This is a genomic window from Ectopseudomonas khazarica (assembly GCF_017915135.1).
GTDB lineage: Bacteria > Pseudomonadota > Gammaproteobacteria > Pseudomonadales > Pseudomonadaceae > Aquipseudomonas > Aquipseudomonas khazarica.
The window spans coordinates 4,986,709-5,006,772 of record NZ_CP068551.1 but is presented as its reverse complement, the minus strand read 5'-3'; the positions used below and the strand labels follow the sequence as shown (position 1 = coordinate 5,006,772).

At 64.9% G+C, this 20,064-nt stretch carries 17 protein-coding genes; 4 read left to right on the top strand and 13 right to left on the bottom strand.

Annotated features, from left to right (window positions below):
• Position 1: 1 nt before the first annotated feature.
• Complete coding sequence (dibA, locus tag JLK41_RS23545; RefSeq protein WP_210389963.1) at positions 2 to 2,302, bottom strand: phosphodiesterase DibA; 2,301 nt, start codon at positions 2,300 to 2,302, stop codon at positions 2 to 4.
• 168 nt (positions 2,303 to 2,470) lie between these two features.
• Between dibA and desA the strand changes: the two genes are divergently transcribed.
• The 3 genes from desA (at position 2,471) to JLK41_RS23530 (ending at position 6,436) form a co-directional block, all read left to right on the top strand.
• Entirely contained in the window at positions 2,471 to 3,661 is a 1,191-nt protein-coding gene (gene desA, locus JLK41_RS23540; RefSeq protein ID WP_037051392.1) for a delta-9 fatty acid desaturase DesA, read from the top strand.
• A gap of 110 nt (positions 3,662 to 3,771) precedes the next feature.
• Positions 3,772 to 4,740 carry a GGDEF domain-containing protein gene (locus JLK41_RS23535; RefSeq protein ID WP_037051393.1) on the top strand — a complete coding sequence of 323 codons (969 nt, stop codon included), beginning with the start codon at positions 3,772 to 3,774 and terminating at the stop codon, positions 4,738 to 4,740.
• Between the two features lie 427 nt (positions 4,741 to 5,167).
• Positions 5,168 to 6,436, top strand: a complete 1,269-nt coding sequence (locus JLK41_RS23530; protein WP_134678317.1) for an OprD family porin — start codon at positions 5,168 to 5,170, stop codon at positions 6,434 to 6,436.
• Between the two features lie 93 nt (positions 6,437 to 6,529).
• Here the strand turns inward: JLK41_RS23530 and JLK41_RS23525 are convergent, their stop codons facing one another.
• The 6 genes from JLK41_RS23525 to JLK41_RS23500 form a co-directional block, all read right to left on the bottom strand.
• Complete coding sequence (locus JLK41_RS23525) at positions 6,530 to 7,732, bottom strand: ISL3 family transposase (protein WP_150605811.1); 1,203 nt, start codon at positions 7,730 to 7,732, stop codon at positions 6,530 to 6,532.
• A 117-nt stretch (positions 7,733 to 7,849) separates the two neighbouring features.
• Complete coding sequence (locus JLK41_RS23520; RefSeq protein WP_210389962.1) at positions 7,850 to 8,194, bottom strand: DUF2388 domain-containing protein; 345 nt, start codon at positions 8,192 to 8,194, stop codon at positions 7,850 to 7,852.
• Between the two features lie 86 nt (positions 8,195 to 8,280).
• Entirely contained in the window at positions 8,281 to 8,748 is a 468-nt protein-coding gene (locus tag JLK41_RS23515; protein ID WP_210389961.1) for an NfeD family protein, read from the bottom strand.
• A 3-nt stretch (positions 8,749 to 8,751) separates the two neighbouring features.
• Positions 8,752 to 9,687, bottom strand: a complete 936-nt coding sequence (locus tag JLK41_RS23510) for an SPFH domain-containing protein (protein WP_037057477.1) — start codon at positions 9,685 to 9,687, stop codon at positions 8,752 to 8,754.
• A 201-nt stretch (positions 9,688 to 9,888) separates the two neighbouring features.
• Positions 9,889 to 11,673, bottom strand: a complete 1,785-nt coding sequence (gene tfpB / locus JLK41_RS23505) for a type IV pilus assembly ATPase TfpB (protein WP_210389960.1) — start codon at positions 11,671 to 11,673, stop codon at positions 9,889 to 9,891.
• A 97-nt stretch (positions 11,674 to 11,770) separates the two neighbouring features.
• Entirely contained in the window at positions 11,771 to 12,097 is a 327-nt protein-coding gene (locus tag JLK41_RS23500) for a hypothetical protein (protein ID WP_150606962.1), read from the bottom strand.
• 128 nt (positions 12,098 to 12,225) lie between these two features.
• Between JLK41_RS23500 and JLK41_RS23495 the strand changes: the two genes are divergently transcribed.
• Positions 12,226 to 12,693, top strand: a complete 468-nt coding sequence (locus JLK41_RS23495; protein WP_134678320.1) for an Lrp/AsnC family transcriptional regulator — start codon at positions 12,226 to 12,228, stop codon at positions 12,691 to 12,693.
• Here JLK41_RS23495 and JLK41_RS23490 read toward each other — a convergent pair.
• From JLK41_RS23490 to JLK41_RS23465, 6 genes are all read right to left on the bottom strand, one after another.
• The gene (locus JLK41_RS23490) at positions 12,690 to 13,355 is read right to left on the bottom strand and encodes a DUF502 domain-containing protein (protein WP_210389959.1); all 666 of its coding nucleotides are present in this window, start codon (positions 13,353 to 13,355) and stop codon (positions 12,690 to 12,692) included. The genes JLK41_RS23495 and JLK41_RS23490 overlap by 4 nt on opposite strands.
• A 165-nt stretch (positions 13,356 to 13,520) precedes the next feature.
• Positions 13,521 to 14,804: a C4-dicarboxylate TRAP transporter large permease protein DctM gene (dctM, locus tag JLK41_RS23485; protein WP_150606958.1), complete on the bottom strand. Its 1,284-nt coding sequence runs from the start codon at positions 14,802 to 14,804 to the stop codon at positions 13,521 to 13,523.
• Positions 14,804 to 15,430: a TRAP transporter small permease gene (locus tag JLK41_RS23480; protein WP_134678343.1), complete on the bottom strand. Its 627-nt coding sequence runs from the start codon at positions 15,428 to 15,430 to the stop codon at positions 14,804 to 14,806. Before JLK41_RS23480 ends, dctM begins: the two co-directional genes overlap by 1 nt.
• 134 nt (positions 15,431 to 15,564) lie before the next feature.
• Positions 15,565 to 16,557, bottom strand: a complete 993-nt coding sequence (dctP, locus tag JLK41_RS23475) for a C4-dicarboxylate TRAP substrate-binding protein DctP (RefSeq protein WP_037055351.1) — start codon at positions 16,555 to 16,557, stop codon at positions 15,565 to 15,567.
• Between the two features lie 306 nt (positions 16,558 to 16,863).
• Positions 16,864 to 18,249: a sigma-54-dependent transcriptional regulator gene (locus JLK41_RS23470; protein ID WP_150606956.1), complete on the bottom strand. Its 1,386-nt coding sequence runs from the start codon at positions 18,247 to 18,249 to the stop codon at positions 16,864 to 16,866.
• The gene (locus tag JLK41_RS23465; RefSeq protein WP_150606954.1) at positions 18,246 to 20,057 is read right to left on the bottom strand and encodes a sensor histidine kinase; all 1,812 of its coding nucleotides are present in this window, start codon (positions 20,055 to 20,057) and stop codon (positions 18,246 to 18,248) included. Before JLK41_RS23465 ends, JLK41_RS23470 begins: the two co-directional genes overlap by 4 nt.
• Between the last annotated feature and the right edge of the window lie 7 nt (positions 20,058 to 20,064).

Sequence of the window (20,064 nt, the reverse complement as noted above, 5' to 3'; positions counted from 1 at the left end):
CTCAATCCCTCGGCGTGAATGGGCTGTCGTGTGGTGAGGGCCCTTCGGGGTGGTCGCCTGTCCGGCGCTGTGCCGGTAGCGGTCTGCCGTAGTGGTAACCCTGACCATAGTCACAGCCTAGCTCGCGGAGGAACTCGACCTGACGTGGTGCTTCGATGCCTTCGGCCAGTACCTTCAGGCCCAGGCTGTGTCCAAGTGCAATGACGGCGCGGGCGATGGCCGCATCGTCGGTATCTTCGGGCAGGCCGCGGACGAAACTCTGATCGATCTTCAGCTTGTCCACCGGCAGGCGTTTCAGGCGTGCAAGCGAACTATAGCCGGTGCCGAAGTCGTCGATGGCCAGGCGTACGCCCAGGGCACGCAAGCGGGTCAGGAAGCGCAGAGCCGCATCAGGGTCTTCCATGATCGCGCTCTCGGTCACCTCCAGTTCCAGCTGACCAGCCGGAAGGCCGGTTTCGGCCAGGACCCGCGCCACCTTCTGGTCGAGTTCGCCACGGCTGAACAGGCGGCTGGAGATGTTCACCGCGACGAAACGCAGCGAGCCGCCCTCGGCATTCCAGCTCACCATCTGGCGGCAGGCCTGCTCCAGCACCCAGGCGTCGATGGCCGCGATCATGCCGTTCTCTTCGGCCATCGGGATGAACTCGGCCGGGGGCACCAGGCCACGCTGCGGGTGCTGCCAGCGCACCAGTGCCTCCATGCCCACCATGTGACCATCACGCAGGTCATGCAGGGGCTGGTAGTAAACGCGCAGCTCCTGGTTGTCCAGGGCATGGCGCAGGCTGCTGGCCAGCTCGACACGCTGGCGCGCGTAGTCGGTCAGTTCCTGCACATAGAACGCATAGCCCTCGCGGCCGCTGCTCTTGGCCTTGAACAACGCCGAGTCGGCATTGCGCATGATCTGCTCGACGCTGTCGGCTTCCCCCGGGAACAGGCCGATACCGATGCTGGCGCCGATATACAGCTCATGCCCGTCGAAACGAAAGGGCGCTTCCAGGCAGCGCAGCAGGCGTTGTGCCAGCTCCGCAGCCTGTGGCGCGGCGGAACAGTTCTCGGAGAGCAGGCCGAACTCGTCGCCCCCCAGGCGGGCCAGGGTGCAGCCGTTGGGAATATCCTGCAGCAGGCGCTCGCCGACCCCCTTCAGCAGGGCATCGCCGACGTTGTGCCCGAGGCTCTCGTTGATGTGCTTGAAATGATCCAGGTCGATCAGCAGCACGGCGCCGCGCAACCCTTCGCTCTTGCTGCGTTCCAGTGCATGGGCGACCCGTTCGGTGAACAGCAGGCGGTTGGGCAGGTTGCTCAGCGGGTCGTGGTGGGCCAGGTAGTCCAGCTCATGCTGCGAGCGCTTCAGTGCACTGATGTCGGAGAACACCGCCACGTAGTGACTGAGGCGCCCCTGTTCGTCATGGATGACGCGGATGCACTGCCACTGCGGATAGATCTCGCCGCTCTTGCGCCGGTTCCACACTTCGCCGCTCCAGGCGCCGCGATTTTCCAGCGCGTTCCACATGCTCTGGTAGAAGCTGGCGTCATGGTGCCCCGAGTTGAGCAGATTGGGGCGCTGCCCGAGTATCTCCTCGCTGCTGTAGCCGGTGATGCGACTGAAGGCCGGATTGACATGGACGATACGCTGGTCCGGGTCGGTGACCAGCACACCCTCCTGAGTGGCATCGAACACGGCAGCAGCCTGGCGCAGGCTGTCATCGTTGGTACGTTGCTGGGTGACATCACTGGCAATGCCGATGAAGCGCTGTGGCTGGCCATCCTCGTCGTGCAGCAAGCGGCCGCGCGAGTGGATCCAGCGGTAGCTGCCGTCGGCATGCCGCAGGCGGTAGATGTTTTCGTACTGCTGATCGGTCCACTCGGTACTGAGTGCCTGCATCGCACCCTCACGGTCATCCGGGTGCAGGCGCGCGGCCCAGTCGTCACGGGTATCGCCAAGGGCCTGTGGCGTCAGGCCGAGCAGCGCGGCGTAGCCATCGGAGAAGAACACCCGGCGCTTGGACACGTCCCAGTCCCACAGGCCGTCGTGGGTGGCATTGAGGGCCAGGCGCAGGCGTTCCTCGTTGCTCGCCAGCTCCAGCCGTGCGCGGCGATGCCGCTGGGCGTGGCGGTACAGCACCAGGTAGAGCAGGGCGCTGGTCAGCAGGACGAAGAACAGTCCCTTGAGTGATTGCAGGCGCTCCTGCTGCGCCACGGACAGGCCCAGTGCCGCCAGCAACTGGTCACTCAGGAGAACCCAGGCGCCCGCGAGCAGCAGGTAGACCAGGGTCAGACGCAGGGCGGCAAAGTCGATACGCATGGGGTGCAGGCCAAGCTCCCTTCAAATGGTGGGCAGTATAGATGGGGTGGGGCTGAAACATTCTTATCTAAAAGACCAACTGGTTTTCTGGCCTGGGTCAGGGATAATGCGATCAGGTTCGTTCTTGTAGGACAAACCGTGTTTCCCTATCAAGAGGCAACAGCATCCATGTGGTACAACGGTTTACTCGACCTTTCGGTCTGGCAGTTGGTGGCTGTGACCCTGCTGATGACGCACGTGACCATCGTCAGCGTCACGGTCTATCTGCACCGCTATTCGGCGCATCGCGCACTGGAGCTGCACCCCGCGCTCAAGCATTTCTTCCGTTTCTGGCTGTGGCTGACCACGGGCCAGAACACCCGCGAGTGGACCGCGATTCACCGCAAGCATCACGCCAAGTGCGAGACCGACGATGACCCGCACAGCCCGGTCATCAAGGGGCTGGGCACCGTGCTGCGCAAGGGCGCCGAGCTTTACCAGGAAGAGGCGAAGAACCAGGAAACCCTGCGTATCTACGGCAAGAACTGCCCGGACGACTGGATCGAACGCAATGTCTACAGCCGCTACCCGATCGGTGGCGTGACCCTGATGGCGATCATCGACCTGGCCCTGTTCGGCGTGCTCGGCATGACCGTGTGGGCGGTGCAGATGATGTGGATTCCGGTCTGGGCCGCTGGCGTGATCAACGGTCTGGGCCACGCAGTCGGCTACCGCAACTTCGAATGCCGCGACGCCGCCACCAATTTGCTGCCCTGGGGCATCCTGATCGGCGGCGAGGAACTGCACAACAACCACCACACCTACCCGAACAGCGCCAAGCTGTCGGTCAAGGCCTGGGAGTTCGACATGGGCTGGGCCTGGATCCGGCTGTTCAGTCTGTTCGGGCTGGCCAAGGTGCAGCGCGTCGCGCCCATCGCCCACCGGGTCGAGGGCAAGGGGAGTCTGGACATGGACACAGCCATGGCCATCCTCAACAACCGCTTCCAGATCATGGCGCAGTACCGCAAGCTGGTCATCGCACCGCTGGTCAAGCAGGAGGTGGCCAAGGCCGACGAGTCCGTTCGTCACCTGTTCCGTCGCGCCAAGCGCCTGCTCTCGCGTGAGCCGAGCCTGCTGGAAGAGCAGCACCACGCGCGCATCGCCGACATGCTGGCGCAGAGTCAGGCGCTCAAGGTGATCTACGAGAAGCGCCTGGCCCTGCAGCAGATCTGGGTGAAGACCAGCAGCAACGGCCACGACATGCTGGAGGCGATGAAGCAGTGGGTGCACGAGGCCGAGGCCAGTGGCATCCAGTCGCTGCGTGACTTCGCCGAGCAGCTCAAGACCTACTCGCTGCGCCCGGCCGGCGTGGCTGCCTGAGCGCCGTTCGTTACACACGAAGGCCCGCCGAACGGCGGGCCTTCGTTTTTGTCCAAGAACTCGCACTATGATCATTTCAATGCGACGCGAGGGAAGGGATGGCTGTTGTAATGGATGCTGAAGGCAACGCTGTTTCCGAATTGGAAGAATTGACCTTGGCCTTGCTGCATAGCCGCGCCGAGGTCGAGCGCCTGGGCGAGCGCGAGCAGCTGTTCAGCAGCCTGCTCGGCAGCGTCAATGCCGTGCTCTGGGCGTTCGACTGGAACGAGCAGCGGATGATCTACGTCAGCCCGGCCTATGAACGCATCTTCGGCCGCTCGGCCGCCCTGCTGCTGGCGGATTACGGCGAGTGGCGCAACAGCATCTACCCGGACGATGTCGACTATGCGGCCGAGAGCCTGGCCAAGGTGCTGGAAACTGGGGCCGTGGAGAGCCGCGAGTACCGCATCATCCGTGCTGATGGCCAGCTGCGCTGGCTCAGCGACAAGTGCTTCGTCAGTCCCAGGGGAAGGCAGCAGGGGCCGGTGATCGTCGGCATTGCCGAGGACATCACCGAGAAAAAGCGCCTGGAAGGCGAGCTGCACCGTCTGGCGACCACCGACGTGCTGACCCAGAGCAGCAACCGCCGGCATTTCTTCGAATGTGCCCGCCGCGAGTTCGAGCATGCCCGCAAGTTTGGCAGCCCGCTGGCCTTTCTGTTGCTCGATCTCGACGACTTCAAGAAGATCAACGACCACTATGGTCATCAGACCGGCGACGATGTCCTGCGGCGCCTGGCGCACTGTGGCAGCAACGCGTTGCGGCGTGGCGACCTGTTCGGGCGCATCGGCGGTGAGGAGTTCGCCGCGCTGTTCCCGGGCTGTGAGCCGGATGTCGCACTGCAGGTGGCCGAACGCTTGCAACGCGAGGTGCAACGCCTCGGCTTCCAGCACGAAGGGACGAGCTTCCGCATCACGGTCAGCCAGGGACTGACCAGCCTGCTGGCGGCCGATGCCAGCCTTGACGCGCTCTACGCGCGTGCCGACGCGGCCATGTACCTGGCCAAGCGCCAGGGCAAGAATCAGATCGTGGTCGGTTGATGACTTGGCGGTTTTCCGCCTGAAAGGCAGTCGTGGTGAGCGGAAACTTGCCTGTAGAGCCCTGTGACTAAATGGTCACTGACCTGCAGAAAAAATGTAACCTACTGTTCTAGATAGCTTGCTGAGGTGTTTTCACGATCTGGCACGCTATCTGCGTAGGCCCCGCGAGATGCCGGCGGGATGTCGGCGCAAAATAACAACGACGAGAGAAGCCAACCATGCACCATTCTGCCTGCCTCAGTTCGGCCGCTGTCCTGCGTTCGCCGTTGTTCTGTACTACCTGAATTTTTCACGTACCCGCTCGAGCCAGGTCGTTGTCGCACCCTGGCTCGCGGTTGCGTCTGCCCTATTCGTTCCGACCTGCCTCTTCGTGCCGAAGCCTGCGTCGGACGATGCGTCAACTCAAAACACACTGGAGAGAAACATAATGAGAAAGACCTCCCTGGCACTGGCCGTAGCCGCCAGCACCCTGGGCCTGAGCCAAGTGGCCTTCGCCGATCTGGTCGGCGATACCAAGGTCAGCCTGGAAGCGCGCAACTTCTACTTCAACCGCGATTTCCGTCAGGGCAACAGCGACACTCCGGCCCCGAGCCAGTCCAAGCAGGACGAGTGGGCCCAAGGTTTCATTCTGCGCATGAACTCCGGTTTCACCGAAGGTACCGTAGGCTTCGGTGCCGATGCGATCGGCATGTTCGGCTTCAAGCTGGATTCCGGTGACGGTACCGCTGGTAGCGGTCTGCTGGTTCCGGATCGCTCGGGTGGTTCGCAGGACAACTACTCGGACCTGGCTGTAGCCGCCAAGGTCAAGGTCTCCAACAGCACCCTGCGCGTTGGCCAGATGCAGTTCAAGAACGCCGCCATCGCCTCCAGCGACGGCCGTCTGCTGCCCCAGGTATTCGAAGCCGGTCACCTGGTCTCCCAGGAAATCGACGGCCTGATGCTGGAAGCCGCTCACGTGCGTGAGGTCAACCACCGTAACTCCGGTGACTACGAAGACATCGCCATCACCAGCGGCGGTCGCCGTGGTATCACCACCTCTGGTGGCGCCACTGCCGACTCGTTCGACTTCGTCGGCGGCACCTACAAGCTGACCAAGGACCTGACGGCCGGCTACTACTACTCCAACCTGGACGAGCTGTACAAGCAGCACTCCTTCAGCGCCGTGCACGTTCTGCCGCTGGGCGACAAGCAGAGCCTGAAGACCGACGTGCGCTTCGCCCGCTCGACCGATGACGGCAATCGCAGCAACGTGGACAACAAGGCCTTCGGCGCCATGGTCACCTACTCGCTGGACGGCCATGCCTTCGGTCTGGGCTACCAGAAGATGAGCGGCGACACCGGTTTCGCCTACATCAACGGTACCGACCCGTTCCTGGTCAACTACGTGCAGATCAGCGATTTCGCCAACAAGGACGAGAAGTCCTACCAGGCGCGCTATGACTTCAACTTCGCCTCGATCGGTATCCCGGGCCTGACCTTCATGACCCGCTACCTGACCGGCGACAACGTCGATCGCGGCCGTGGCGTTTCCGAAGGTCGTGAGTGGGAGCGCAACACCGAGCTGATGTACGTCTTCCAGGAAGGCGCGCTGAAGAACCTGGGTGTTCGCTGGCGTAACGCCACCGTTCGCTCCAACTTCGCGAACGACATCGATGAAAACCGCCTGATCGTCAGCTACACCCTGCCGCTGATGTAAGGTCTGGGTCGCTCGGGAAGCCTTGCAGCTGTGTAGTCCCGAGCTGCGCTCAAGAAAATGCCCGTATCTTCCGGATACGGGCATTTTTTTGGTTCATCGCGCTTTCCCGGGGAAGGCGGCCTTGATTTTCAGGAAGAAGTAGTCAGAGTCCCGGAAGCCATAGGCCATCCGCTTGATCACCTTGATGCGGTTGTTCACGCCTTCCAGGACGCTGGTGTGCAGGGGGAAGCGGGCGCTTGCGAGGATGCCACGGGCGTATTTGCGCAGATTCCGGGCAAAGCGTTGGAGCGGCGCCAGACCGCTGTCCCGAGCATGCCGCAGCCAACTTCGCCAGCGCCGCCAACCCTCCCGCACAGTGGGGGCGTACCAGACTTCCTTTAACGCATCCTTGAGCACGTAGACCGTGGCCAATGGCTGGTTGGCGGCGAGCAACTCCTGCAACTGCACGGCTTGGCCGTCCTTCAGGTTTTCGCGATTGCGCAGCAACAGCCAGCGGCTCTGCTTGACCACCTTGCGTGCCGGTTTGTCATCGCGCAGGAGATTGGCCTGGTCGACGCGGATACGGTCGATCACCTCACGCCCGTAGCGCGCCACCACATGGAACAGGTCGTACACCACTTCGGCTTGAGGGCAGTGCCGCTTCACCTCCAAATCGAAGGCGGTGTTCATGTCCATCGCCACCGCTTCGATCCGTTGGCAGCGCTCGCCCAGTAACTCAAAGAATGGGCGGATCGCCTCGCGGCTGTTGCCATGACCGACCCATAGCACCCGCGTGCGCTCGGCATCCATGATCACCGTGGCGTAGCGATGGCCTTTGTGCAGGGCGAACTCGTCCATCACCAGGCAACGCACATCACCCGGCTCGAAGGTGCCGACGGCGGCATCCAGCCGACGTTTGTCGAGTTGCTTGAGCGTGTGCCAGTGTATGCCGGTGAGGCGGCTGACGTGGCTGATCGGCAGCAGTTGCAGCAAAGCCTCGAGCCAGGCCTGCAAGCGCCGCGTCAGACGTGACGCCGGCTCCAGCCAGGCGATCCGCTCGGTCACCCGCCCACAGCGCAGGCAGTCAACGCGGCGCACAGGCACCTGGAGCAGAACGCGCTGATCCAACAAATCCCGATCGCGTATCCGACGCAGTCGGCGCTCGTGGATCAGCGGACAAGCTTGGCCGCAGCGCCCACATTCGGGGATGGCGTCGGCTTGAGGCTTGAGTTCGATCAACAGGATGTTGTCGGCAGAGGGGCGACAGGCGACGACTGCGTAGCCTGGCCAGAACTGGGCAAGATCAATAGGATGCACGGTGGCAGCAGGGCGTGGGGGTTGGTTCGTTTGGCGACTGCCAATTTACCCACTTCCCTGACTGTCAACGCGCTCTTCCCCCAGACTCCGCGAAGAACCATTTTTTATGGGCGCGAGTTACTCGGCGGGAATGGCCGTGTGGGTGTCGCGCGGAGCCGCCGAGGACGCCAGGATGGCACTGGCCAGCGCCATGTCGTCGGCGTCCTGCAGTTCGGGGTTGCCTGCGCGCAACTGCTGCAGCGCGGCTTCCAGGTGCGGGCCGCGAATCTCGCCGGCACTGGCGACGAAGCTGCTGGCATCCTCCTCCGCGGCAGCGACCAGCTTGCGGTCCTTGAATGTCAGGTAGGTCGACGCGGTGGTCGCGCCCGAGGACAGAATGTCACGCAGCAGGCCATCCGCGGCTGCGCTCTGGGCAATCAGGAAGGCGCTCAATGCCATGGCGGCCCGGCTTATTGCTCGCATGATGAAGCTCCTGTGAATTAGGCACACTCGTTCAGAGTGGTGTCAGGACCCACAGGTTCCGTCGTGGCGATGGCCGGCCGCCTTGGCTAGCGGACGGGCTCGCGGGCTACGTCCTGTTCCACTTTCAGGACCACACCCTCCTGGGCCACGACCTTGACCGGGCTGCCGGCTGGCAGGTCGGGGCCGCTGACCAGCCACAGGCTGTCGCCGGCCTTGATCTTGCCGCGTCCGTCGATGATCGCCTCGTGCAGGGCGAAGCGCCGCCCGAGCAGCTCGCTGCCGCGCCGGTTCAGGCCGGGTTGATCGCTGGGGGGCAGGGGGCTGCGTTGGCGGCGCCACCAGACCACTGCGGTGAGAATGGCCAGCAGGCCGAACAGAAAGAACTGCCAGACCCACGGTAGCGCCGGGAACAGGTAGGTCAGCACACCGACACAGGCGGCCGCGAGGCCGATCCACAGCAGGTAGCCGCCGGCACCGAAGACTTCGAGGATCAGCAGGATGGTGGCCAGGGCCAGCCAGTCCCAGAACGACAGGTTTTGCAGGTAGTGGATCATGCCTCAGCTCCGCTTCTCTGCAGAGCCGTCGCTGGCGAAGGTGGCCTTGACGATTTCGCCGATGCCGCCGACGGCACCGATCACCTGGCTGGCCTCCAGCGGCATCAGCACCACCTTGCTGTTGTTGGCGGAGGCGAGCTGGCCCAGGGCCTCGACATACTTCTGGGCCACGAAGTAGTTCACCGCCTGGACGTTGCCGGCGGCGATGGCCTGGGACACCACGCGGGTCGCCTCGGCTTCGGCCTGCGCGGCCCGCTCACGGGCTTCGGCTTCGAGGAACGCGGCCTGGCGCTCGCCTTCGGCGCGAAGAATCTCCGCCTGCTTGTGCCCTTCGGCAGTGAGGATGGCGGCCGAGCGGGCGCCCTCGGCCTCGAGAATTTGCGCACGCTTGAGGCGCTCGGCCTTCATCTGGCTGGCCATGGCCTCCACCAGGTCGGCGGGCGGGCTGATGTCCTTGATCTCGATGCGGGTGATCTTGATGCCCCAGGGAGCGGTGGCCTCGTCCACGGTCTTGAGCAGGCGCTCGTTGATGGCGTCACGCTGGCTGAGCATGGCATCGAGCTCCAGCGAGCCCAGCACGGTGCGGATGTTGGTCATCACCAGGTTGCGGATGGCGTGCTCCAGGTGGTTGACCTCGTAGGCCGCCTGGGCGGCGTTGATCACCTGGAAGAAGCACACGGCGTCGATCTGCACGATGGCGTTGTCGGAGCTGATCACTTCCTGCGGCGGAATATCCAGCACGCTCTCCATGACGTTCAGCTTGCGCCCGATGCGGTCCATCACCGGCACGATGATGTTGAGCCCGGGCTTCAGCGTCGTGGTGTAGCGACCGAAGCGTTCCACCGTCCATTCCGAGCCCTGCGGCACCACCTTGAAGCCCATGTAGACGATGGCCACAGCCAGGCCGACGAACAGCAGCAGGACGCCACCGATTTCCATGATGCGATCTCCCTCATGCATACCTTGTGCGGGCGCCGGCAAGGTGCGCTGCGCCTGTTCCGCATCTAAGCATAGCCGCTGCGGGATTGCCGCCGACCCCTTCTCAGTGCCCGGCAGCGCCTGGCTGGCAAGCGCTGGCAGGTGAACGGCCGCACAGTGCAACGTGACGACGCGGGGCGTGCAGCGAACGCGCTCGAGGCTTCAGCGCTGCTCGCTCTGCGGCGTCACGCGCAGCACTTCCTCGATCGTGGTCTGCCCGGCGGCGACCTTCTGCGCGCCGGACAGGCGCAGGCTGCGCATGCCGTCCTTGAACGCCGCGCGACGCAGGGCGGTGAGGTCGGTGTCGGCATTGATCAGCGGGCGGATGGCATCGTTGATCAGCATGATTTCGTACACCCCGGCGCGCCCGCGGTAGCCGGTCTCGCGGCATTCCAGGCAACCCACGGCGCGTTGCGCATGGTTCGGCAGCGGCGAGCTCCAGGGCTTGGTCAGGCCGCTCCAGCTGTCTTCGTCGAGTTGCACCGGTGCCTTGCAGTGCGGGCACAGGGTCCGCACCAGGCGCTGGGCCATGACGCCGAGCAGGGTGGCCTTGAGCAGGTAGTGCGGCACGCCCAGTTCGAGCAGGCGGGTAATGGCGCTGGGGGCATCGTTGGTGTGCAGGGTACTGAGCACCAGGTGGCCGGTGAGCGCGGCCTGGATGGCCATCTCGGCGGTTTCCAGGTCGCGGATCTCGCCGATCATGATGATGTCCGGGTCCTGACGCATCAGGGCACGCACGCCGCTGGCGAAGCTCAGGTCGATGTTGTGCTGCACCTGCATCTGGTTGAAGGCCCCCTCGATCATCTCGATCGGGTCCTCGATGGTGCAGACGTTCACCTCTTCGGTGGCCAGCTGCTTGAGCGTGGTGTACAGCGTGGTGGTCTTGCCCGAACCGGTGGGGCCGGTGACCAGGATGATGCCGTTGGGCTGGCTGGTCATGCTCTCCCAGCGGCGCAGGTCGTCCGGCGAGAAGCCCAGCTGGTCTGGGCTCTTCAGCAGTACATCGGGGTCGAAGATACGCATCACCATCTTCTCGCCGAAGGCGGTGGGCAGGGTCGACAGGCGCAGTTCCACCTCGTTGCCGTCCGGGGTCTTGGTCTTCACCCGGCCGTCCTGCGGCTTGCGTTTCTCGGCGATGTTCATCCGCCCCAGGTTCTTCAGGCGGCTGACCACCGCCATGGTGACCTGGGCGGGGAACTGGTAGACGGTGTGCAGCACGCCGTCGATGCGAAAGCGCACGGTGCCCTGTTCACGGCGCGGCTCGATATGGATATCGCTGGCGCGCTGCTGGAAGGCGTACTGGAACAGCCAGTCGACGATGTTGACGATGTGCGCGTCGTTGGCGTCCGGCTCCTGGTCCTGGGCGCCGAGGCTGAGCAACTGTTCGAAGTTGCCGACGCCGCTGACCTTCTGGTCGGTGGCATTGGCGCCACTGACCGAGCGGGCGAGGCGATAGAACTCGGTGGTGAAGCGCTGGATGTCGGCGGGGTTGGCCACCACGCGCTTGATCGGGCGCTTGAGCACGTGCACCAGGTTGGCTTCCCAGCTGTGCACCAGTGGCTGGCTGCTGGCGATGGTGACGCTTTCGCTGTCCACCGCCACGGCAAGAATCTTGTGGCGTTGGGCGAAGGCGTAGGACATCAGCGGGGTGATCGCCGGCACGTCGATCTTCAGTGGGTCGATGCGCAGATAGGGCTGCCCGGAGAAGTTGGCCAGCCACACGGTCAGGGTTTCCAGATCGAGCTTCTTGCCCGGCCGTGTCAGATCGTCGACCTGCTGGGCGGCGAGGAACTCCAGCGGGTGCTGGTTGTTGTTCAGCGAGCTGCGGCGGATCGCCAGGCACTGCTCGGCCACGTCCTGGTCGACCCGGCCATGGGCGACCAGTTCGCGCAACAGGTCGCCAAGGTCCAGTACGCGATCAGGGGCGGTGGCAGTGAAGGCGGACATGAGGGCTCCTAGGGGTCGACCTGAACAAGGTTAGCCGAACTAGGATGCCCGAAAAGCTGCAGAAGGGCGAAGGGCCAGGCGTGATCGAGCGCCCGCTTCAGGCGACCTCCGTCACCAGGTTGTGATCCAGGTGCTGCCAGCTCACCTGCCAGACGCAGACCAGGCCCCGCAGCTTCTGCGCCAGGACACCCGCGCGATGCACCGAGAGGCCTTGCAGGCGCAGGCTGACATGCAGATCGTCCTGCTGGCGCTGGACCTGCAGCGCCTCGGGGAGCAGCTGCAGCTGGGCGAACAGGCCGAGCAGGCGGCACAGCACATCGGCTTCCGCGTCGGTGCGCAGCTGGTATTCGACGCAGGCATCCGGGCGATCCTGCCAGGGATCGCGGCGATGGTGGACAGCGGGGAACGGCGTGGTATCAGGCATGGTGGCGACTCGGGGCAGGTTTTGCCTAAGTTTCCCCCTTGCGGCGGCAAAAGTTCTGCCTTGTTTTCTGTCATTTTGCCGGTTATGTGGATAGAGTTTCCTCAGTATTGAGTGATTGGGGAATTTTTATGTCCGTCGAGCTGGATGCCTACGATCAGCGCATTCTCGCGCTGCTGCAAGAGGATGCCGGCCTGTCCACGGCCGAGATCGCCGAGCGTATCGGCCTGTCGCAGTCGCCGTGCTGGCGTCGTATTCAGCGCCTCAAGGAAGAGGGGGTGATTCGCAAGCAGGTGACCCTGCTGGATCGCAAGCTGATCGGCCTGCACACCCAGGTGTTCGCCCAGGTCAAGCTGAATGCCCATGGCCGCTCCAACCTCACCGAGTTCGCCGAAGCCATGCGCGAGTTTCCCGAGGTGCTGGAGTGCCACGTGCTGATGGGGGCGGTGGACTTCATGCTGCGTATCGTCACGCGCGACATCGAGGCCTACGAGCGCTTCTTCTTCGAGAAGCTGTCGCTGGTGCCGGGCATCCAGGAGGTGAACTCCATCGTCGCTCTGTCGGAGATCAAGTCCACCACCAGCCTGCCATTGGTCTAGCGGCTGCCTGGCGTGGCGTGCTCGGTCGTGCGCTTGCCGGGTGGCGTGAGGCCCATGGAGACGTAGATGCTGGTCAGCTGCTCGACGCCCATGTCCGCCGGGCGAACCCACTCCTGAGGCACGTAGAGCAGACCGCCGCCCACCGGAATCGGTGCGGTCGGCACGAGGATCGCGCAGTAGGCACGCCCTTCCAGTTCCACCGTTTCCGAGCTGGGGCGCAGAGCGAGTACCGCCACGCCGTCACCCCCGAAGAAGCACCAGACCGGCGCCATGGTGGTGATGTCCGGGTTCTTGCTCTTGTCCAGCAGGCCGACGAAGCGGTCGGCCAGGTTGTAGAAGTTGCCGATCAGCGGGGTGCGGCGCAGCGTGTGGTCGAACAGCCACGCCAGGGGGCGGCGCAGGCCCAGTTGTACCGCCAGCCCCAGCGGATACAGGCTGGCCAGCAGGACCAGGCTGCCGAGCAGCCAGGCCATGTAGCCATTGCTGGAGAAGGGCTGGCCGAGGGCGGCGAACAGCTGGCCGATCATGGTCGACGGGCCGACCAGGCGGTTGAGCAGGCTGAAGATCCAGGCCAGCAGGGCCATGGTCAGGACCAGTGGCAGCAGCGCCAGCAGGCCGGTGAGCCAGGTGGTCACCACGGATTTCAGGCTGCGTCGGATCATGCTCGGGATTCCTTGGTCGGGGTGTCGCGACTTTACGCGAGATGGAGGCAGGCCGTGTGGCAATCGCGGCGACTGTGTCGGGCGATGGCAGGCCAAAAAAAGCCCGGCACTAGGGCCGGGCGGAGTGGGTACACGAGGTACCGAAGTAGCAGCGTTCTATCGGGCTCAGCTCATGCCCAGCCAGTTCGGCAGGGCCATGGACACGGCCGGGATGTAGGTGATCACCAGCAGGAAGCTGATCAGCATCATCAGCCACGGCAGTGCGGCGCGGATCACCGCGGTCAGCGGCATGCCGGTCACCGCCGAGGTGACGAACAGGTTCAGCCCCACCGGCGGGGTGATCAGGCCGATCTCCATGTTCACCACCATGATGATGCCCAGGTGGATCGGGTCGATGCCCAGCTGCACGGCGATCGGGAACAGGATCGGCGCGAGGATCAGGATGATCGCCGACGGTTCCATGAAGGCTCCGGCGATCAGCAGCACGATGTTCACCACCAGCAGGAACTGCCACGGCTGCAGGCCCAGCTCCACCACCCAGGCGGTGATCTGCTGCGGGATCTGCTCGGTGGTCAGCACGTGGGCGAAGAGCATGGCGTTGGCGATGATGAACATCAGCATGATGGTCAGCTTGCCGGACTCCAGCAGCACCTTCGGGCACTCGCGCAGGGTCAGGTCCTTGTACACGAACAGGGCCACGAAGCCGGCGTACACGGCGGCCACGGCAGCGGCCTCGGTCGGGGTGAACATGCCGGTGTAGATGCCGCCGAGGATGATCACCATCAGCAGCAGGCCCCAGAACGCCTCGCGCGCCGAGCGCAGCCATTCGCGCAAGCTGGCACGCGGCAGGGCCGGCAGCTTCTTGATCCGCGCCACCACGTAGATCGCGATCATCAGCACCAGGCCGAGCAGCACGCCCGGGATCACCCCGGCCATGAACAGCTTGCCCACCGACTGCTCGGTGGCGGCGGCGTACACCACCATGACGATCGACGGCGGAATCAGGATGCCCAGGGTCCCGGCGTTGCACACGATGCCGGCGCCGAAGGCCTGCGGGTAGCCGGAGCGGACCATGCCGGCGATGGCGATGGAACCCACTGCCGCCACGGTGGCCGGCGACGAACCGGACAGCGCGGCGAACAGCATGCACGCCAGCACCGCGCCGATGGCCAGGCCGCCCCGGATGTGGCCGACGCAGGCGTTGGCGAAGTCGATCAGGCGCCGCGCCACGCCACCGGTGGTCATGAAGGCACCGGAGAGCAGGAAGAACGGAATCGCCAGCAGGGTGTAGTGCTCGGAGGTCTCGAACAACTTGATCGCCAGCGAGCGCACCGAGTCGGGGCTGAACAGCATGATGGTGATCGAGCCGGCCAGGCCGAGCGAGGCGGCGATCGGCACGCCGATGAACATCAGCAGGAACAGCAGCAGGAAGAGGAACAGGACGGTCATTATTTGCTCTCCTCGTGCTCATTGACCTTCAGGGCGTCGGCGGCTTCGTCAGCCAGGCCGAGGCCGGTCTGCTGGTTGCGCAGGATGCGCACGAGAATTTCCAGGAAGCGGATGAACACCATGGCGTAGCCGAACGGCACGATCATGCCGATGTGCCATTGCTGGATGCCGTAGTGGCCGAGATCTTCGGCGCCGATGCCGGCGCTGAACAGGGTGTGCACCCAGTCGAAGCTGCCGACCGCGATCAGGCCGGCGTAGCCCAGGCAGCACAGGCAGGCGATGACGCCGATGACGCGCTGGATGCCGCGTGGCGCGAGCTTGACCAGCGCATCCACGCCGATGTGGCCGGCGGTGCGCACGCCGTAGGCCAGGCCGAAGAAGATCAGCCAGCCGAACAGCGCCTTGGTCAGGGCGTTGCTCCAGGTCATGGCCTGGGCCATGTCGAGGATGGCGTCACCGATACCCAGCAGGGTTTCGTTGCCGCCGAAATAGTCACCCAGCCAGTAGAACAGGGTGTAGAAGTTGTTGAGGATCACGTAGACGAAGGTGATCAGGGTCATGGCAGCGAGAAGAAAGGCGATGAAGCCTTCCTCGAAGTGCTCCCAGGCGCGCCGCAAGGCGTTCATGGTCGGGTCTCCCGAATGGAAAGGGCGTAGGGTGGGGCGGTCGTGGCCGACCCACCATGTGCAGCATGTCGGCGTACAGGACGCCGAGGTGGGTCAGTATCTGGCGATACTGCCCACCCTACGGCTCTCCGGCCTTACTGCTGGTTGGCGGCTTGGGCGGCCTTGATCAGGTCGGCACCGATTTCGCCTTCGAACTTCTTCCACACCGGCTGCATGGCGTCGCGCCATTGGCCACGTTGCTCGGGCGTCAGGGTCAGGATCTCGGTGGTGCCGGCGTCCAGGATGCGCTGCTTGTCACCCTGGTTGAGGGCGTCAGCCTGCTTGTTCACCTCGACGGTGACCTCGGCGATGATCTTGTCCAGCTCTTCGCGTACGTCAGCCGGCAGACCGTCCCAGAACTTGGTGTTGGTGATCAGCATGTAGTCCAGCAGGCCATGGTTGGACTCGGTGATGTACTTCTGTACTTCGTGCATCTTCTGGCTGTAGATGTTCGAGTAGGGGTTCTCGGCACCGTTGACCACGCCAGTCTGCAGGCCCTGGTAGACCTCGGCGAAGCTCATCTTGCGCGGGTTGGCGCGCACGGCCTTGAACTGCTCTTCCAGTACGGCGGAAGCCTGTACGCGGAACTTCAGGCCACGGGCGTCCTTCGGCTCGCGCAGCGGCTTGTTGGCCGACAGCTGCTTGAGACCGTTGTGCCAGTAGGCCAGGCCGGTGATGCCCTTGTCGGTCATGGAGGTCAGCAGCTTCTGGCCTTCCGGACCTTTCTGGAAGCGATCGACCGCAGCCATGTCGTCGAACAGGAACGGCAGGTCGAATACCTGCAGTTGCTTGGTGTAATGCTCGAACTTGGCCAGGGACGGGGCAATGATCTGCACGTCACCGAGCAGCAGCGCTTCCATTTCCTTGCCGTCGCCGAACAGCGAGGAGTTCGGGTAGACCTCGACCTTGACCTTGTCGCCCAGGCGCTCTTCAGCCAGTTGCTTGAACAGCATGGCACCCTGGCCCTTCGGGGTGTGCTCGGCAACGACGTGGGAGAACTTGATGACGATCGGGTCGGCGGCGTGAACGACGCCAGCGATGGACAGGGACAGGGCGCAAGCCAGCGCCTTGGCAGTCAGTTTGAACATGCGGATGCTTCCTCTTGTTGTGTTTATCGCATTGGCGCCGGGGCGCTGCTGACGAACGGACAAGAGCAAGTCTAGGCGGCTTGGAGAAAAACGCCGGTGGCGTCAGCGAGGCCTGGACTTGTACTTGTGGGTTCGCTTGGGGCAAGTCTAGAGCAACCCTTGTGCCAGGCCTCTGTGGCAGGCGCATGACAAGCGCGCAGAAGCCCATCGCCAGCGGCCTCGATGGCCTCTGGCCAAGCGTGGCCGGGGGCTTTCGAGGCGCTTGCGGCGCTGTCGGGACGGACGAATCTGGCGGTTTGCCGCCAGTCAGTCGAAATCCTCTGGCGAGCTTCCGCCAGCGCCGGAGAAATTCAGGCCGTGCTTGCGCAGTTTGTCGTGCAGGGTCTTGCGCGGCACGCCCAGGGCTTCGGCCAGGCTGCGCAGCGAACCGTGCGGGCGGCTCAGCTCGGCGGCGATCAGGGCGCGCTCGAAGGCTTCCACCTGTTCGCTGAGGCCGCCGTTGACCGGCGGCAGGTTTGGCGCGTTGCTGTCCAGCGCCAGTTCCAGGCCGAGGGCGAAGCGTTCGGCGGCATTCTGCAGTTCGCGCACGTTGCCCGGCCATGGATGCCTCAGCAGCAGCGCGCGCTGCCCGGGCTGCAGCTCGCGCGAGGCCAGGGCGTGGCGTGCGGCGGCGCCATCGGCGAAGTGCTGGAACAGCAGCAGAGCATCTTCGCCGCGCTCGCGCAGTGGCGGAATGGACAGCGGTGCGACATTCAGGCGGTAGTACAGGTCGGCCCGGAAACGCCCGGCATCGGCGGCCTGGCGCAGGTCTTCCTTGGTCGCGGCGATGACGCGTATATCCAGCGGGATCAGCTGGTTGCCGCCGAGGCGTTCGACCACGCGTTCCTGCAGCAGGCGCAGCAACTTGACCTGCACGTCCAGGCTCATGCTCTCGATCTCGTCGAGGAACAGGGTGCCGCCGTTGGCGAACTCGAACTTGCCGATGCGGCGTTTCTGCGCCCCGGTGAAGGCCCCGGCCTCATGACCGAACAGCTCGCTTTCGACCACCGATTCGGCCAGCGCCCCCGCGTTGATGGCGACGAAGGGGCCGTTGCGGCGGTTGGACAGGTCGTGCAGGGCGCGCGCCACCACCTCCTTGCCGGCACCCGTCTCGCCGAGGATCAGCACATCGGTGGCGATGCCGGCGAGGGCGCCGATCTGTTCACGCAGGCGGTGCATGGCCGCCGACTGGCCGACCAGGCGGCTGGCCAGCTGCTGGCGGTCGGTCAGCGCCATGCGCAGGCTGCGGTTGTCCAGGACCAGGCGGCGCAGTTCGAGTGCCCGGCGCACGCTGTCGAGCAGGTCATCGTTGGCGAATGGCTTCTCCAGGAAGTCATAGGCGCCCGCGCGCATCGCCTGCACGGCCAGCGGCACGTCGCCGTGGCCGGTGATCAGCAGCACCGGCAGTTCGGCATCGCGTTCACGCAGTTGCTGCAGCAGCTCCAGGCCATCGATGCCGGGCATGCGGATGTCGCTGACCACCACGCCTGGCCAGCCGGCCGGAATGCGCGCGGCCAGGCCCTGGGCATTGCCCAGGCTGAGGACCTTGAACCCGGCCAGATCCAGCGTCTGGCTGAGCGCCTGGCGCAGATGGGCGTCGTCGTCGATCAGCAATACCTGGATGCGGCTGTCGATGGCGCTGTCGCTGGTCATGGCGAGGGGTCCTCTGAAGGTTGCAGGTTGACGCCTGGGGTGGCCAGGCGCAGGCGCAGGGTTATCAGCGCGCCGCCAGCCGGATGATTGGCCAGCAGCAGCTCGCCGTCCAGGGCGCGTACCAGGCTTTCGCAGATCGCCAGGCCGAGCCCCAGGCCCTGGGCGCTGGTCTTGGTGGTGAAGAAGGGTTCGCGGGCACGCGCCAGGGATTCGGCGGAGAACCCCGGACCGTTGTCGCGCAGCAGCAGGTCGAGATGATCGGCCTGCTGCTCGACGCTGATCCAGATCCGCCGTGGCGGCGCCTTGTCGACCAGGGCATCGAGGGCATTGCCCAGCAGGTTGCCGAGCACCTGGCGCAGCCGGGTCTCGCCGGCCTGGACCCACAGCGTGGCGTCCGGCAGGTCGCGTATCAGTTCGACATCCATGCTTCTGCGCCGCTTGGCCAGCAGCGACAGGGCATCGTCCAGCGCGGGCTGCAGGGCGACGCGCTCGGGCGCATGGCGGTCGCGCCGGGCGAAGGCGCGCAGGTGGGCGATGATCGACGCCATGCGCTCGGTCAGTTCGCTGATCAGCCTGAGGTTGGCGCGGGCGTCGTCACTGCGCTGGTGGTCGAGCAGGGTGCTGGCGTTCTCGGCGTAGCTGCGGATCGCGCCCAGCGGCTGATTGAGTTCGTGGCTGATGCTGGCGCTCATGGTGCCGAGCGCGGACAGCTTGCCGGCCTGCACCAGTTCGTCCTGGGCGCGTACCAGCTCCTGCTGGGCCTGCTCGCGCTCCAGCACTTCCTGCTTGAGGCGGCTGTTGAGCAGTTCCAGGTCCTGGGTGCGTTCGGTCACCCGTTGCTCCAGGTCCGCCTTGGTCTGGGTGTCGAAGGCGATGCGTTCGAGGTAGTGGCGACGGCGCTGCATCATCAGGCCGAGCAGCAGCAACAGGGCCAGCAGGGCGGCGGCGCCGACGGCCACGGCAGTACGCACCGGGCGGTCGAGCAGGATGTGCGGGGCGAGGATGCTCACCGTCCAGCCGGTCTCATCGAGGGCACGGCTCTGCGTCAGCCAGGCGCCCGGGTCGAGGTCCAGCACCGGTGGTGCCTGCGTGGGGTAGGGCTGGTTGGCGGCGATCGCCAGTTGCTCGGCGCGGTCCAGCGGGCGGCTGGCGTGAAAGCGCCAGTCCGGGCGCGAGGTGAGGATCACCACGCCATTGATGTCGGTCACCATCAGCTGCTCCGGGGTGTTGCCCCACAGCGTTTCGGTGTGGTCGAGGTCGACCTTGACCACCAGTGCGCCGATGTTGCGCTCGCCATCGCGTACCGGGTAGGCGAAATAGTAGCCGCGCTTGCCGGAGGTGGTGCCCAGGCCGAAGAAACGCCCCAGGCGCCCGGCCAGTGCCTCGCGAAAATAGGGGCGGAAGGCGAAGTTGCCCGCGACGAAACTGTCGGACTGGTCCCAGTTGGAGGCCGCCAGGGTGATGCCGCGCGGATTCATCAGGTAGATCACGTCGGCCCCGGTCTGCTTGCGGATGCGCGCCAGCAGGCGGTTGGCGTCGTCCAGCGCGGCCGGGTCCTGCGGTGCATAGAGGGCGGCGCGCAGCCCCGGCAGGTCGCCGAGGATCTGCGGCAGCACCTCGTAGCGGCGCAGGGTGCCGAGCAGGTTGGCCACGTACAGGTCCAGCGTCTGGCGGTTCTGCTCGGTGAGCACGCCGCGGTAGTAGCGTTCGGCGAGAAAGTGCACCGGCCACAGCAGGGGCGCCAGCAGCAGGGCCAGCAGCAACAGGCTGCGCCAGCGGAGACGACGGGGATGGGGAGGCCTGGGCATGGAAGAT

What these genes read in the sequence shown, in the direction of transcription:
- dibA (WP_210389963.1), bottom strand. Translation starts at nt 2,302, where the DNA reads ATGCGTATCGACTTTGCCGCCCTGCGTCTGACCCTGGTCTACCTGCTG.
- desA (WP_037051392.1), top strand. Translation starts at nt 2,471, where the DNA reads ATGTGGTACAACGGTTTACTCGACCTTTCGGTCTGGCAGTTGGTGGCT.
- JLK41_RS23535 (WP_037051393.1), top strand. Translation starts at nt 3,772, where the DNA reads ATGGATGCTGAAGGCAACGCTGTTTCCGAATTGGAAGAATTGACCTTG.
- JLK41_RS23530 (WP_134678317.1), top strand. Translation starts at nt 5,168, where the DNA reads ATGAGAAAGACCTCCCTGGCACTGGCCGTAGCCGCCAGCACCCTGGGC.
- JLK41_RS23520 (WP_210389962.1), bottom strand. Translation starts at nt 8,194, where the DNA reads ATGCGAGCAATAAGCCGGGCCGCCATGGCATTGAGCGCCTTCCTGATT.
- JLK41_RS23515 (WP_210389961.1), bottom strand. Translation starts at nt 8,748, where the DNA reads ATGATCCACTACCTGCAAAACCTGTCGTTCTGGGACTGGCTGGCCCTG.
- JLK41_RS23510 (WP_037057477.1), bottom strand. Translation starts at nt 9,687, where the DNA reads ATGGAAATCGGTGGCGTCCTGCTGCTGTTCGTCGGCCTGGCTGTGGCC.
- tfpB (WP_210389960.1), bottom strand. Translation starts at nt 11,673, where the DNA reads ATGTCCGCCTTCACTGCCACCGCCCCTGATCGCGTACTGGACCTTGGC.
- JLK41_RS23500 (WP_150606962.1), bottom strand. Translation starts at nt 12,097, where the DNA reads ATGCCTGATACCACGCCGTTCCCCGCTGTCCACCATCGCCGCGATCCC.
- JLK41_RS23495 (WP_134678320.1), top strand. Translation starts at nt 12,226, where the DNA reads ATGTCCGTCGAGCTGGATGCCTACGATCAGCGCATTCTCGCGCTGCTG.
- JLK41_RS23490 (WP_210389959.1), bottom strand. Translation starts at nt 13,355, where the DNA reads ATGATCCGACGCAGCCTGAAATCCGTGGTGACCACCTGGCTCACCGGC.
- dctM (WP_150606958.1), bottom strand. Translation starts at nt 14,804, where the DNA reads ATGACCGTCCTGTTCCTCTTCCTGCTGCTGTTCCTGCTGATGTTCATC.
- JLK41_RS23480 (WP_134678343.1), bottom strand. Translation starts at nt 15,430, where the DNA reads ATGAACGCCTTGCGGCGCGCCTGGGAGCACTTCGAGGAAGGCTTCATC.
- dctP (WP_037055351.1), bottom strand. Translation starts at nt 16,557, where the DNA reads ATGTTCAAACTGACTGCCAAGGCGCTGGCTTGCGCCCTGTCCCTGTCC.
- JLK41_RS23470 (WP_150606956.1), bottom strand. Translation starts at nt 18,249, where the DNA reads ATGACCAGCGACAGCGCCATCGACAGCCGCATCCAGGTATTGCTGATC.
- JLK41_RS23465 (WP_150606954.1), bottom strand. Translation starts at nt 20,057, where the DNA reads ATGCCCAGGCCTCCCCATCCCCGTCGTCTCCGCTGGCGCAGCCTGTTG.